The 15,036-nt window shown below is 44.7% G+C and carries 9 protein-coding genes; 6 read left to right on the top strand and 3 right to left on the bottom strand.

The features are described 5' to 3' along the window. Positions 1-16: 16 nt before the first annotated feature. Positions 17-2,362 (bottom strand): cbb3-type cytochrome c oxidase subunit I, encoded by a 2,346-nt coding sequence (locus IPL83_18165; protein MBK9041046.1) that lies wholly within the window; start codon positions 2,360-2,362, stop codon positions 17-19. A 75-nt stretch (positions 2,363-2,437) separates the two neighbouring features. Continuing rightward, complete coding sequence (locus tag IPL83_18170) at positions 2,438-2,797, bottom strand: alkylphosphonate utilization protein (GenBank protein MBK9041047.1); 360 nt, start codon at positions 2,795-2,797, stop codon at positions 2,438-2,440. Between the two features lie 196 nt (positions 2,798-2,993). On the opposite strand from IPL83_18170, the gene IPL83_18175 reads away from it, so the two are divergent. Next, entirely contained in the window at positions 2,994-3,665 is a 672-nt protein-coding gene (locus IPL83_18175) for an MOSC domain-containing protein (protein ID MBK9041048.1), read from the top strand. Positions 3,666-3,739: 74 nt separating this feature from the next. Here IPL83_18175 and IPL83_18180 read toward each other — a convergent pair whose 3' ends face one another. After that, entirely contained in the window at positions 3,740-5,461 is a 1,722-nt protein-coding gene (locus IPL83_18180) for a hypothetical protein (protein ID MBK9041049.1), read from the bottom strand. Between the two features lie 267 nt (positions 5,462-5,728). Between IPL83_18180 and IPL83_18185 the strand changes: the two genes are divergently transcribed. The 5 genes from IPL83_18185 (at position 5,729) to IPL83_18205 (ending at position 14,779) form a co-directional block, all read left to right on the top strand. After that, positions 5,729-7,780: a DUF1588 domain-containing protein gene (locus IPL83_18185; protein ID MBK9041050.1), complete on the top strand. Its 2,052-nt coding sequence runs from the start codon at positions 5,729-5,731 to the stop codon at positions 7,778-7,780. Next, entirely contained in the window at positions 7,780-9,099 is a 1,320-nt protein-coding gene (locus IPL83_18190; GenBank protein ID MBK9041051.1) for a DUF1552 domain-containing protein, read from the top strand. Before IPL83_18185 ends, IPL83_18190 begins: the two co-directional genes overlap by 1 nt. A 245-nt stretch (positions 9,100-9,344) precedes the next feature. Beyond that, positions 9,345-11,279 (top strand): hypothetical protein, encoded by a 1,935-nt coding sequence (locus tag IPL83_18195; GenBank protein MBK9041052.1) that lies wholly within the window; start codon positions 9,345-9,347, stop codon positions 11,277-11,279. Positions 11,280-11,324: 45 nt separating this feature from the next. Then, positions 11,325-12,542 (top strand): U32 family peptidase C-terminal domain-containing protein, encoded by a 1,218-nt coding sequence (locus tag IPL83_18200; GenBank protein ID MBK9041053.1) that lies wholly within the window; start codon positions 11,325-11,327, stop codon positions 12,540-12,542. 467 nt (positions 12,543-13,009) lie between these two features. Continuing rightward, entirely contained in the window at positions 13,010-14,779 is a 1,770-nt protein-coding gene (locus tag IPL83_18205; protein ID MBK9041054.1) for a hypothetical protein, read from the top strand. Positions 14,780-15,036 lie beyond the last annotated feature (257 nt).

Genomic DNA, 15,036 nt, shown 5'->3' on the forward strand with positions numbered 1-15,036 from the left:
ACGGCCGTGCTGGAGCTTAATTCTTGGAGCTTGTGTTTTGGTTGGCCCATCCCGCTTCATATTGTGGCCAATCCTTTTCAACGACCTTCGTCTCTGGCAGTAGCCTGGCTCCTCTTGAAAGGATAAACCAAAGAAGGGGTAATAGCCCACCAAAAACAAATACCATACCACCAAAAGATCGGCAATACGTCAGTGTTTTGAAAACTGTTCCTTGCACGAGTTCGGCAGAGCGAGCGTACCAAAGTCCCTTTTCCAATACAGCGATCAGTTGATAGACTCCAACAGGGAACAGATCGAGGAACATCATCATGGCGACCCCAATATTCAATGACCAAAAGGAAACTCGAATGAGCTTTCCATTCCATTGGGTCTTCGGAAAAAGATGTTGGCAACAAAAAAGCATTCCACATAGGGCTATATTTCCCTTCACGCCAAACATGGCGCCATGTGCATGGTTATTTGTAAGATACGTCGCGTGCTCAAAATAGTTGACGATTGGAAGATTGATCAGTGAACCAAAAACGCCAGCCGCAAAAATATTCCAGAAATTTACGGCGAGGATAAAAAGCCAAATCTCGTTCATGACGATGGATTGTTTGCCGCCGAGCTGGAGATGATCCGCTTGTTTGCCCTTTTGTCGCATTCCCCAGGCATCGAGAGTGAGAAGAAGCAAAGGGAGAACTTGCAAAGTTGAGAAAACGCTACCGAGCGCAATAATTCCTGTCGGCTTTGCAATCCAGTAGAAATTGTGGGCGACCCCAATTGTTGCTGTAAATAAAAACATCATGACTGCGAGAAAGATGGCTCTTTCAGCCATCACTCTATCAATAAAGCCCATTTGCACCAGAAGGTAGGCAACAATAACTGTCGTAAATACTTCAAATGTCACCTCCACCCACATGTGAACGACCATCCAACGCCAATAATCTGCCACTGCAAAATTTGTCTCCGGAAGAACCATGAGTCCAAAGAAAAGAAAAAACACCATGACACCGCTGCCATAAAGCAACCAAGCGGGAACGGACCAGAGGTTTTTCTTTGTCAACCATGGCTTCACCGCTCTATAAATAATGAAAATCCAGAGAGCAAACGCCAAAAGAAGTATTATTTGGAACAAGCGACCGAGCTCCATGAACTCCCATCCTTGGCTGCCAACCCAATATGCTAAGTCTCCTGAAATAATTCCCGTCTGACCCAAGTAGATACCCACGAGAGCCCCAAATCCGACCAAAACACACATGCAAAAAAGAAGGTTGATAAGCAGCCTTTGACCGCGAGGTACCCGAGCCAGCCGAGGAAGGAAAAAGATAGTGTAGCCTACCCAGCACATGAAGAACCAGAAAATCTGGAAAAGAGTATGGTAACTTCGAGACACTGAAAACGGGATGAGATCGCCGAGATAAATTCCAAAGGGACGAACGAAATCAGTGGCACATATAATTCCGGCCAGGATCTGAAATCCGAAAAGTATCATCGCGAGGGCAAAGAACTTATAGGTTGATCGTTGAGTTGGATACACAATGTTCCTTTCAAGATCATCTGTTGTGAGACACTTTCCCTTCGTCGAATCCGCAAACGGATCGGGGAAGATCACTTTTATTTGACCATAAACATACAGGACCAGCATGATGCCAAAAAACAAAACAAGAATTGAGATCACGCTCCATAGGTAGGTGTCGGTAGTTGCGACGTTTCCAACTTCTGGGTCATAAGGCCAATTGTGAGTGTAACTGTAATTTTCTCCAGGTCGATTGGTGACGGCTACCCAAGCGCCCCAAAATACAAAGGCTGAAAGATTTGCGATGTCATTTGAAGTTAAGACATGGCCAAGACGAATATGATTTTTGTAGCTTGGATCACCAAAGACTTTCGAATAATGGCTCTTCACGGATTGGTAGGCATAAATTTGAGCTTCATTGATAAGTATTTTTCGACTTCCTTCATTCCAACCATTAGTTCGAAGCTCTCGCTTTACCCGGAGGCCGATAGAGTCCTTGTCATTTTGGCTCAGCATTTCACTCGAGGCCTGCTTTTCGTAAAACTCTCGCATTGCGAGAAACTTCTGATGAAGTGAATCAGCTGTAAAGTCAGGCCCGCGTTCGGAGCCATCTCCCCAAAAGGTGCCATAATTCATTAGCCCGCGACGAAGGAAGACTTGCTGTCCGCGGTGAATTTCTTGCTCCGAAATGATGGTTTCGTTTTGGGCGGAAACAAAATCTGCCAACGGAGGAGCGGCGGAGTAGGTCGCGCCCCCGAGATAGATCAACCCAGCGACGCTTATAATCGTCACAAATAGGAAGTGAATCATCCAATATTTCTTATTCAATAGAATTTGCGCGATGTTGCTTTGATTTGAAGCCATAAGTGACAGTCCTCCCCCACGAAGTTGGCTCATAGTAGTTCAGTAACAAAGAAGCAATGAGAGCAGCGAATGTCGTTAAACCTTTTTTACAAATGAAGATTTTAAATTGATCGCCCCGATTCCATCAATTTTACAAGCAATGTCGTGATCGTCGACTGCATCGATAATTCGAATATTTTTTACCTTTGTGCCCGCCTTTAAAATGGAAGAGGAGCCCTTGATCTTTAGATCTTTGACGACAACTACAGAATCTCCCGAGGTTAAGACATGTCCGTTGGCGTCTTTGGTCAATTGCAAAGGAGATTCCTCTTCATTTGGTTTATTTGAAGCTACAAAGGAGCTCCACTCATGAGAGCATTCCGGGCAAATCCAAAAATTGCCGTCCTGGTAGATGTTTTCTGATTTGCATTTAGGGCATTCAAGTTGTTTTTTCATTTCCAACCGAGCATATCTAAAAGTGCTCCAATTAACTAATCCAATTTTTTAAGATCCGCGCCGCATAACGAATCGGTCGAGTGTTGTCAGAAGTTGGAAAAAAGAAAATAGACGTCAAAAAATAGCTGATATACAGATAAGGAATATTTGAATTAAATCTGATGAATTACATCTCTCCTTCGAAGGAAATTTTCTTATGAAATATATAGTCTTAAATCTGTATAGGGGGCAACCGAGTTTTTTAAATCACAAGCCAGAGATCTTTACTGCGATTAATAAGGCAGAAGTAGACCTATTAACAGTTTTTTTCGATCGCATTGATGGCGATGGGGTCGCAAATCAGATTCATCATGGTGGAAGCAAAAGAGTGATTCATCACTTCCCGAGCGAACACTATGAATTCTTTAGGGAAGTATATAGCGGCAACGAATTTAGAGAAGGATCTATGGGGGAAAATCTATCCACCCGAGGAATTGACGAATCAAATGTGTGCATTGGTGATGTGTATGAGATCGGAAATGTCCGGCTCGCGGTCACAGAGCCACGAAAACCCTGTGCGACAATAAATCATCAGTTTGGGATCGATGGCTTGGCTCGATTGACCCAAGAGAAGTCAAAGACGGGTTGGTTTTATCAGGTATTGAGCGAGGGTTTAATCAGAAGAGGGCAGGAATTGGTTCTGTTGGAGAGGCCATTTCCTCAGTTGACAGTAGAGAGTTGCATTCAAGCCCTTTTGGTAACATTTGATAAGAAGGTTCTTCGTTTGATTTCCAGTAATCCTGTCATATCTGCCTCCTGGCGGAGACCCGCTCAAGATTACTTAAAAACTGGCATCAAACCTGACGACAGGGAGAGGTTGGGAGACTAGATATTTTTTTTGGACTTAGAGAAAGGTCAATCTCTGCGATTTTTCAAAAAAAACCATCGGCGTTCCATTTCTCTTTATAATTGATCGCCAATTTCGCTAAACTTAAGTTCAAAATTTCTTCTTGTAATTAGGCCATTTTCCGAAATTGAATCAATGAGGGATTTAAGAGCGGGCTTTAAATTCGATTTTTCATTTAATTCTAAAGTTGTCAGACCCAGCTCGCGAGCGAGGTCATCAATGGACAACTGTGATTGGTATCTGTAATAGACCGGAATGATGGGCTCTCCAACGACTTGTTCTCCGCCAATAGCCAATAAGGCCGCTTGAAAGCGAGCATCGTCCAGATCAAATATTTCATTCATTTCAGAATTTAGTTTGTGCATAGAATTTACAGCCGCAAACGTATCTTGACGAAATAGGCTTGGGTTTTCCGATACGGAAGCCCGTACCGAGTCGACGTTACGGTTCATGCCCTGAGCGTGGCAGGAGATACAGGAAATGCCATTCACAACTTCATGTTGAATTCGCAGCGGGTCCTGTACGACAGTGACGGGAGCAACGTCAATCCGGCGACCCCTGCCATCTACGATAACATAAGCCTGCAGACCATTTGGCAGATTGAAGATGATCTCACCGCCATCTTGAATAAACGTCTCTGGTTCAAAAAAATTCATATTGAGAGCTATGGGACCCACGGGAAAATCGAAAATACTGGCACGCCCGCTGGTTGTGGCAAAATCATAGCTCTTCCAGTAAGCTCCAAATCGAGTTGGGTGGCGTTCAATCAATCGGTTGTTGGCTGAAACAAAGGAATTTCTAATGCCGACTCGAGCGACGTTTCTTTCGTTTAAATTTCTCGTCACGTCCACGCCCAGAGCAAACTCAAGATCTGCGATTTCAAGCGGAATTTGTAAAACCCTATAATACAATTCGGGTTCGCTGAGAGCCTTGAGGAGCCAATCTCCTCTCACGATAGGGACAGAAGTTCCAAGCTCGGCGGCAATTTCTTGACCTTGGAGAGCTTCTGCGGAGCTAGATGGAGTTCTCGCATAGGGATAGGCTGCTGCAATGGCGCCCCAGGTAACCTGGGTCCACTGAAGCTTTGAAAGATCTATACGAAAAATCAAATTTGACTCACTGATTGAGACCGGTGCAAAAATTTTGTCTCCCCATGATAAGCTGTTCAATATTTTTGACAATGCTAACCGCAGTTGCCTGGTTTCGCTGACCGTAATTTTATCTTGGTTGAGATAAGAAAAATTAATATATCTCTGACTTGTCAAATCAATCTGCTGTCCTTTTATTTCCGAGATGTCCTTTTGAATGAGATTGAATACTTCTGCCGAACTTCTTTTTTCTGTCAGCTTTAGGCTGAGAGGGATCTCATTCGCCCCGGCTTGGATCCAAGCCGAAATGATTTGTTGTTCTTCGGCTGGCATGATTTGGCCTTTTGGCATGTAACCTGATTTCAACATTCGTACGAGAGGGGAATTTTCAGAGTCCCCAGGAACAATCAAATTTCTTTCTCTTAAAAAAGCCAGACTGGTAATGTTTTTGATATCACCAAAGCCTTGGCTGTCAGTGCCGTGGCAGCCAGCGCATCTTGCCTGAATAATATCTGATGCACTCAGTTCGAGAGAAATATTCTCAATCTGAAAGGAAGATGGACCGGCGGAACTATTGCTTCTGAAGACAGTTTTTGCTTTAAATGAGGAACAGGAAGCCAGTGGCACGAGAAGCACGGAATAGCAAATAGGTAAATAATTGAAATTAAATCTTCTCGCTAAAATGCTCAATCTATATCCCCTCCCAATAGAGATATTTGCAATCGCTTAGCCACTCATTTTGATTTTGGGGCGCTTTTAGTGACTTAATAGGATGCACACTTGTCTATAATTGGAGCAGGTGTCCTATTTGTATGCGGAGTGCCTCGGAGTGGGATGTCTAAGATTTAAGGGCCACAATCTGCAAACATAGATCTCCACATTTTCTGAACTGCTTTTGATGGAGTCCATACAGGTTGGCCTCTAAAGTAATTGGTGTTTCAATCCGAGAAGAATTAAGTGAAAACAGAACTGATATTTGGAAAGGTGCAAATCCTGAAAAAATTGAATAAAAGACTGCGATTTGTTATCTTCTTTTTTGCGGCCATCAGTGTTGTGCTCGTCTACCAAAGCTGTGGAAAATTTGGATCTCGGCAAAGCGCCGTCGTTAACGGATCAAATATTAATATTTTCTGTCCTGAGCGAAAGGCAATGTTGCCTCGTCTGACTCCTTATGAGTACGGTCAGATTGTCAATGACTTGATGGGCGGCGATTTCGATTCTTCCATTCTGAGTGCCTTGCCGACCTTCCCAACTTTGTATGGTTTTGATCGTCTGGCCAATCCCCCCTTTGACAGGGCTTCGGCTGAATCTTACATCAACGTAGCGGAGTCTTTGGCCACTCAATTGACTGGAGATCAGAGCACGCTTGCCGGTTGCAACATGAAACTTCCCTTCTATGAGAAAACCTGGGACAACTGTGCCCTCCCCGTTGTTTTGAAGGCGGGTCGAGCGCTCTACCGCAGACCATTGAGGGCGAGTGAAGTGGCAGATCTCAAGGCTTTCTTTTTAGACTCTTTGGCTCTTGGCCATCAGAGAATTCGAACTTCAGTATCCGCAATTCAAGGATATTTAGATAGCGTAGCCAATCAGCCCGCGGGGGCATTTGCGCTGTCTGGGGTGTATGCCGCTGGATGGGCCTATGACCCTGACTGGCCTGAGAGGTCAGTTCAAGTGAAAATCTATGTGAAAAATCAAGGAGCAGGGGGGTTGGGAACTTATCTGGGATCAGCGCTGGCCAATCGTCCTCGCCCTGACGTAAATGCAGCCCTTGGGATTGCTGGCGATCATGGGTTTCTATTTCCCATTCCCGCCGCATACCTTAACGGGGCAAATTTCGAAGTGGCGGCTCTAAGTTATGGAACAGCCACGGATCAGCCACTCAACAACAGCCCGAAGCTGCTTAGTATAGTTTCAAATCTCTCAGGCTCAGCGGCAACTGGCGAATTGGACCAACCATTCAAGGATGCTCTCGGCGCCACTTTAGTGTCACTGGCCGCTTCCCCCAATTTTGTTTTTAAAATGGAATATTATCCAGGTGGTTTCGAGGACAATGAGGAAAGCTTTCGCAGAGCTTCCATTTTGTCTCTGTTAACTGGTTCGACTTTTCCGGATAGCGAATTGGCGGACAAAGCTGAGAAGGGAATCCTCGATCTATCTGAAATGAGAGTGCAGGCAGGACGCCTATTAGACAAATATTCTGGGCGATTTGCCGAAAGTTTTGGAGGCTATTGGATCGGCTACAAAAACAATCTGTCTAAAGACCGAAGTTCGCTCGATTTTGCTATGGGAGAAGAAGGTAGATTGGTTTTTAAAGAGATACTTTTGCAAAACAGTCCCATCTCTTCAATCTTAAAACCGGGATACACCTACGCAAACAACATTCTAGGCACCCACTACGGCCTCACTGGGGGATCCAGCCCCACGAACTTTCTCAAAGTGAACTCTGCCGATCGAGGTGGAATGCTCAATCAGGGTCATTTCCTGACGAGAACGGCAAATTCCGTGCAGACGAACCCAATAAAAAGAGGAACCTGGGTTCTCGACAAAGTTCTGTGTCGAAGTCTTCCCGCTCTCGACGCAGCTACCTTTGAAGAAATTGCTAAAGCTCAGGACAAAATTAATCCAAATGCTACTCTTGTTGAGCGCATGGAGATCCACCGAACATACGGGAGCCGGTGCGCAGCTTGCCATTTTCAAATTGATCCTCTGGGGTTGGGCCTAGAGAAGTGGGACATGGCAGGTCGGTTTCGCACCACTTATTCCAATGGCAAGCCAGTTCTATCAGGTCTTGATTTTGAAGGCCATAAGGTCGAGAGTCCAATTGAGCTTGCAGATGTAATGTCAAGTTCCAAGGATTTTCGCAATTGCGTGCGCATCAAGCTAGCCGCTTATGTTCAGGGTATTGATCCAACCCAGGGATCTTCTTGCGGAAGACAAATTGCCTCAGATGTTCCTTTGAAGGAATTAGTTGTCGATACAATTGTTGATACTCTACAGGAAAAAAAATAATGAAAGATATTTCTCGGCGCTTAGTTTTAAAAGGGATGGGTGTTCAACTCATACTGCCTCTTCTTCAAAACCTAGCGCCCCTATCTGCCCTTGCGGCCGCTCCAAATAAGAGAAAAAATTTTATTGGAGTCTTCTTTCCAAATGGAACGTATATCCCGACAGGACAACCAAACGGGTCATGGCACTGGGACTCTGCTGATGGCGTTCTGTATCCACTTAAAGAAGGGGGGGATGCTGTCAATCAGAATGTTATGATCCTCAGAAATCTCTACAATGGACAGCCGAGCAGAGATCCTCACTGGCAAAATTGTGCAGGCTTTCTTTCGGGCAATCTGATTCGACTCGAACTCACGAGGCCTCGCTGTGGAAAGAGCATTGACCAGTTTATTGCCGATGGCAAGAGCACACCGTTTCGATCAGTCGAAATTGGAGGCCCCTACTACCATGAGCATCTCCTTGGAGACCACCCAAACTATCCTCATACCTATATGAACCGAATTTCTTGGCGTTCAGATGAGCTCCCTTTGACACCTCACACTGATCCTTATGAACTTTTTAGGTACCTATTTGCATCGGGACAACAGGGGGCAAGGGCCTTGGCCTATTTGACTTCAAGAAAGAAGAGCGTGTTGGATCTGGCACTGAATGAGCTAAAATCAGTTTCAAATAAGACTTCATCAGAGGGCCGGCAGGCCTTAGAAGCTTACGCGACGGGCTTGAGAGAAATTGAAAAAGGAATACAAAGCGGGCAACCGGTTTGTACGCCACCAGGGGCTCCAACACTGGATTATTCAAATCGAAATATCAATTATGTAGATCGCGTTCAACAGTTTCAAAAGATGTTAGTTTTCGCATTAAAATGCGACCTCACAAATGTTGGTACGATCATGTATGCGCCTGCTGTTTCGGGAGAGATTAGCTATAGCGGCGATATAGGTCAGGGGATTGAACATCATAGTTGCGCTCATCACGGGGGTAATACCTCATCACTCGATCGTTTGAAGACCATGAATCGAATGCATATAAAATTACTTAAACATTTACTGAATCTCTTAAAAACAAATGGTCTTCTGGATAACACTTTAGTCCTCTATGGCACGGATATGAACGACGGCAATGTTCATGCAACAGATAATATTCCCACACTCTTGTGCGGGGGCGGAGCCGATCTCAAATTTGGCCAAGCGATCAATCTTCCGCGCACACCTTATCCGAGTCTCCTCTTATCAGGTCTGAGTCTCTTTGATATTCAAAAGACTTCGTTTGGTGAGGAAAATGTTCTCGCGACTAGCAATATCAATAGTTACATCGGCTCCTAAACGAGTGACGTCATTGCTAAATGATTGTCTCAAAGCAAGAAATGATCTGAATCTTAAAATGAGACAAATGAGGAAAAAAAAGTGTTCGTTTTGCATCTAGAATGCCGATGAGTCTCTGGGCAATACGTTTTTGTTAGCCCTAGATGGTGCGTGAATGTATAATTTGAGAAAGATAGCTGATCTCCTTGGCCGTCGTAGTTTTGAGTTTTCAAGAGAGAGCAAAAAAAGCGAGAGGGGTGTTCGAGATGTCTGCAGATCAAAGGCGAATTCTTTTAGGTAGCTTGTTGGCTTTCGTGCTTGGAGGCTCTTTCCTTCTTTTTCAAAACTGCGGTGGCAGTTTTGAATCAAGATATCCATTTCATGTTAGCTCAGGTGGTGAGCCTGGAGGGAATTCCACGGGAAGCAAGTTGACCTATTTGGCCTTCCAAGAATGTTGGGCCTCGGATGGGTCTGCCAAATTGGTAAGCTGTCTCCAAAAAAAGAATGTTGGGGTCAGCGGTCTTGAGCAAGGGCGGGTTGATGAGTGCGTTACCAAAAACAACGGTTTGGAATGGGATGTCGCTCGCTGTTTAAGCGTGAGCGGATTTCCAGTTCATGGCTACCGCTTGCCCAAGCAGAGTGACATTGACAAATGTGTTGCTGCGGTAGGAGCGTCGAAAGTAGCGGGATGTCTTGAAAAGAATGGCATAAAGCCAGACAGTCTGGGTCAGGCAAATATCGACCAGTGTCTGTCGAGTGCTGGAGGGCAGGCAGGAGTTGAAAAGTGTTTGCTTAAAAATGCTGTGTTTCCGGGTCGACTTTTCATTTCTCAGCATGAATTTCATGTTTGCGCTAAAACTGATTCTTTAGCCACTTCTGCCAAGTGCCTTGAGAATTCGGGCCTCCTCCCGGCGGGGGCAACTCAAGCCACAATTGATACTTGCGTTACCGCTGTGGGTGAGGATTCTGTTGTAAAATGTTTTCGCAATACCGGTATACTTTCTCGTGCACTTTTGGCTGCTCATGCCAATCGCTGTGTGGAAGAGGTCAGAGCGCCTAACTTGATCACCTGTCTCGAAGATAATGGCCTCTTTTTAAACGGCCTCGATAAGGCTGTTGCGCAAAATTGCGTGACATCTGTTGGTGCTGGTAATTTAACGAAATGTTTGCGTACCCAAGGACAGCTTTCGGCTGTTCCTACTCAAGCGGAAGTGCAGTTTTGTCATGATGTTGCTGGACCAGAAAATATTGATTCATGTCTGAGTGCGAATGGTTTGCTCATGCCGGGAATTGACGATGCAAGAATTGCATCTTGCATTGCAGCCGTTGGTCCAGAAAATATAGTCAAATGCCTTCGCAAGAACGCCATTATTTCAAAGGCTTTGAGCCAGCCTGATGTGAAGAGTTGTGCCATGTATGTTGGCAATGCGAAAATTGCCGGCTGCATAGAGAAAAACGGGCTTCTGCCTCCAGGAGTTGTCCAAGCAGACATTGATGCTTGCATTGCGAGCGTGGGTTTGGACAGTGTGGCAAATTGCTTGAAAACTAAAAAATTTACTCCGCAAGTTCTTAATCAAGAACACATCAATGCCTGTCTGCAACACAAGGGATTGCCAAGTTTGGCGACGTGCTTGACGGCGCATACGTTTCTCCCAACAGGAGTTACGCAGACGATACTAGATAATTGTGCCACAGCGGTCGGCGAACCAAAAATTGCAATTTGTTTGGCCAACAATAGTTATCTGCCGCTGATTCCAACTCAAGATCATATCAACGGTTGCAATATTCAGGGTGGGCAGGCCAATATTGCCCAGTGCTTAAATGACAGTGGGATATTGCCATTTGACGTTACCCAGGCCAATATCGATACATGCGTAACCAATGTCGGCTTGGCGAGTGTCGCCACTTGTTTGAGAAATGCCAAACTTCTGGCTATCCCCCTTTCTAAACTTTTGGCTGCAAACGGAGTTTTTAATCAGAACTGCTTTAGCTGCCATTCAGTTGGAACCATCAGGGGCGGATTCACAATCAGTGATTATACCTCCCTTTCTGCTCGCGTGGTTGCTGGGAACCCCGCGGGCTCCGAGCTCTATCAAAGAATGACAGCTGCCACGAACTTCATGCCAACAGCCGCAAAACTGGCCCCCGACCTCATAAAACGGGTGAAGATCTGGATACTTGATGGGGCTCAAAACAACTAGGAATAAAAAAGTTGTCCCGCAGAGTCTTTCGGTGTAAAGGGGCTGATGATCTGCCCTGAACTGTTAATGCCAGCTGGCGATATCCAGAAACTCAAATATGCCTTTATTTATGGAGCCGATGCGGTCTATCTCGGTGTCCCTCAGTATTCCTTGAGAGCGCGAGAAAATGAAATCGATCTAGAGGGTCTCAAAGAGGGCATAGACTACGCTCATGGCCTTGGCAAAAAAGTGTATGTCACAGCTAATATTTTTTCTCGAAATCGAAAATTGAAGCCATTTTTGCCTCAGCTGGCGGATTGGCTTTCTGCTAAGCCAGACGCTCTCATCATGAGTGACCCGGGTTTGATGATGCTGGTTCGGGAAAAGTTTCCCGACACGCCCATTCACCTTTCGGTCCAAGCCAATTGTATGAATTGGCAAAGTGCTTTGTTTTGGAAGAAGAGCCTCAATATCGAGAGGGTCATATTGAGTCGAGAATTGTCATTAGAAGAAATCACAGAAGTCAAAAACAGGGTTCCTGATTTAGAGCTGGAAGCCTTTGTTCATGGGGCTATTTGCATAGCTTATTCGGGCCGCTGTTTGATGTCGAGCTATATGAGCTACCGGGATGCCAACCAAGGCGTCTGTGATAATTCTTGTCGGGAAAAATACAAGATTCAAGTTGAAGATCTTCGTACTCCAGGAGAGTTTTACTCTCTCGAAGAGAATGACGAGGGCACCTACCTTTTTAATGCGAAAGACCTTTGCTTGATTGAGCATCTTCGCGACCTTATCGACGCTGGAGTTTCTTCATTTAAGGTTGAAGGCAGAACCAAGTCGGTGAACTATGTTTCGCAAGTGGCAAGGGTTTATCGGCAGGCGATTGATGACGCTTTTGCGGGGAAGAATTTTAACCCAGAACTTCGGCGGGAATTAGAGAAAATTTCTAACCGTGGGTACCACGACGGGTTCCTCATGAAGGAACCTTCGTCTGGGGGTCAAAATTATCTGACATCGAGAACTTCTACTCAAACATTTGCTGGACTGGTGAAGGGGCCATTAAATGGTGATGGTTTTTTGCCAATTGAGGTCCGAGGTACCTTTAAGGTGGGACAAACTTTGGAAGTGCTGGGGCCTCGTATGAAAAATAAAATATTTCAGGTAAATAAGATCTTATCTCCTAAAAATAAAGAAGTTGAAACGGCTCACTCAGGATCTGGGGATTATTGGGTGTCAGGCTGTGATGTGGCTATCGAAAACGGAATCGTTAGCCTAATAAAGTAGTCATTTTTTAAGGAATTGAAAAATCTCCGAACAACCATAGGCCAATTGTACAAGGCACTTTTGTATGCGTTGATTCAGAGGCAATCGCAATCGATTGTTGAACAAGTCAAGGTGTTGAAACAAAAAGCAAATCTCACCGCTAGAGATATGCCGAGAGAATGAAATTCTTGAGAAGATGAAAAAAACTGGTTTCGATTCACTCTTCGCAATTCGAAAGAAGTGACGTTCCTCGTCACCGTGGAGACTTAAAAATCCAGATTTGCAGCACCTTTTACCCTTCAACTCCAATTGAACTGACGGGAAAACAGGCACGCATTTAGCAATAAATCCTCTTGAATAGTTCAATATTGCATGGGCTTGGAAATGGTTCACGAGTTACAGCCAAAGATTTCTCAGTGGAATCAGCAAGGATCATGCGGTTGGTTGCTATCACTTTTGGATGTGAGCAACGGTTCAATTGGGAGGTTATGATGAAAACCAAATTGTTTAAATTTTTGAACGTCATGCTTTTGTCGATCTTCAGTATTTTCGCTTTTGCTGAGGCGCCTTCAGTGGGAAATATAGAGGATGTTTTAACGGAATTGTACACCAAGCAACCAGTGTTACGCGTTCAGTTGAACCCACAAATTTTCTATGAGGAGGCCGAAAAAGTAGTGGGAGTTTCAAATGCTAAGAAACTCGATCCACTTTTAAATACGACAAACCGTTCTGACTTCGAACAATTCATGAGGGTCAGAGCAAAAGTGATCCGTAGGCTCATACGTCATAACATTCCACCAAAGGAGTCTCTTCCCCGCATTATCGTTTCTGGCCAATCGGTATCGGGAATGTATACGGCCGCTCTTGCAGCTCAGGCAGGATTTGAAGTTACGGTTTATGAAAAAAGAGATGGCTATAGGCGAGAAATTCAGTGGTCCTCACGCCAATCTATTCCGGATTCTCTGGCTGCAATTGACATGACGTTGGCTGAAGAATTTATTAGATTTGTCGCTCGCCCGTTAGAGAAAGGTTATGGTGTTGTTCATCCTGACGGAAGCTTCACAATTCGAGAAGACAGTATAGGCACGTTCAGTTCACCTGATCCAAGAAAGATTCCTCAAATAGGTGCAGACATGCTGAGCAATTTTCCGGTCGGAACGGTAGAAACCAAAGTAATGGAAGCATTTCTGGAAACGTATACAAAAAACCATCCTAATATCATGCGCTTCCATGGACATATCAAGTTGGGAGGAATTAATCGAGAAAGTGGCTTGCATGATGTGACTGAATACAAATATGTTGAACAGTTCTCAGATAGTGGTAAGCCAAAATACGTAGAGGTTCAGATTGATCGACCAGATGATCGACCAACTTTAGTCATTATTGCTGAAGGCGTTGGTGGAACAACTCGGCGTGACGTTGGAATTTCTGCAACCCGCATATCGCCGGATCGTCTTCAGATGGCCGGCGTCGTTTGGCTTGAGCAGGCTGGGGAAATTACCACATTGTACGGCCAAGATGAAAGCCAGGGTTACGTTGCAGGATCTATGTCGACCAGAGATAGTAAAAAGCGATGGCTTGTTACAGATGTTCCACATTCTGTTCAAACTCGACTTGTTGCCACATCCAGCGCAGAAGCAAAGGAAGCTCTACTTGAGACAACGTTTCGAGAAATTGCTGAAAAAAATTTGAGGCTACCGCCTGGATCCCTGTTTGAAAGAGATGACAAAGGAAACTATAAAATTAAGATCTCTGGTGCTATTGAAAATCAACCAATAGCCACGTTCGAATTGCAACAAAGTATATCTCCTCGAGCAATCAGCGGACGCAATGTATTTCTTCTCGGTGATGCCGTTGGTAACGGTCATTGGGCAGTTGGCGGTGGAATTCACATCGCTATGGTTTCACATGGCGAAAGAATTAAGAAATTATTGGGCCATCTAACTCAAGGAGATTACATGAAAAAATTGAGATTAGCTGGTCAGGAATACAATCAAGGAGTGATCTCTGACTCTTTGGCATGGGCGCAAAAGGGACTTCACTTTTTCTATCTAGATAGCCCAAAAGAAATGGCCGAGGCCGTCTTCTTGGAAGCGATGGAGGGGTATTTCAAAGGTACAATCCGGAATCCTCAAATATATATTGATAAAAAAATGGGGGGAACTGGAACTCAGATTAAGGAAATCTCAAGTCCGCCAGGTACGACTGAAGGCCTCAAACCTAGTCTGACGTGCAGAAAAGTTGTATCTGATCGCTAACCGTGAATGAAATCATATATCATTTTCTTGGTAATTTTTAATGTTGTTAAGTACCCCGAAGTTTTTGACACCACGATGATATGTTGGGGATTGGCTATCGCCATTCCCTCAATAAAAGTCGCATTCAACCTCTGGCCAAGATTGTTGGTACCATCGATTGTATTATCGAGATTCAGAAAATGGGTAGAAGAATGAAATTGGTGATCCCATCTTTGTCTTGGGTTAGATGCACGCTGCGATGAAAGATGAAGTTGATT

The sequence above is a fragment of the Bdellovibrionales bacterium genome (genome assembly GCA_016716765.1).
GTDB lineage: Bacteria > Bdellovibrionota > Bdellovibrionia > Bdellovibrionales > UBA1609 > JADJVA01.

What these genes read in the sequence shown, in the direction of transcription:
- IPL83_18165 (MBK9041046.1), bottom strand. Translation starts at nt 2,362, where the DNA reads ATGGCTTCAAATCAAAGCAACATCGCGCAAATTCTATTGAATAAGAAA.
- IPL83_18170 (MBK9041047.1), bottom strand. Translation starts at nt 2,797, where the DNA reads ATGAAAAAACAACTTGAATGCCCTAAATGCAAATCAGAAAACATCTAC.
- IPL83_18175 (MBK9041048.1), top strand. Translation starts at nt 2,994, where the DNA reads ATGAAATATATAGTCTTAAATCTGTATAGGGGGCAACCGAGTTTTTTA.
- IPL83_18190 (MBK9041051.1), top strand. Translation starts at nt 7,780, where the DNA reads ATGAAAGATATTTCTCGGCGCTTAGTTTTAAAAGGGATGGGTGTTCAA.
- IPL83_18195 (MBK9041052.1), top strand. Translation starts at nt 9,345, where the DNA reads ATGTCTGCAGATCAAAGGCGAATTCTTTTAGGTAGCTTGTTGGCTTTC.
- IPL83_18200 (MBK9041053.1), top strand. Translation starts at nt 11,325, where the DNA reads ATGATCTGCCCTGAACTGTTAATGCCAGCTGGCGATATCCAGAAACTC.
- IPL83_18205 (MBK9041054.1), top strand. Translation starts at nt 13,010, where the DNA reads ATGATGAAAACCAAATTGTTTAAATTTTTGAACGTCATGCTTTTGTCG.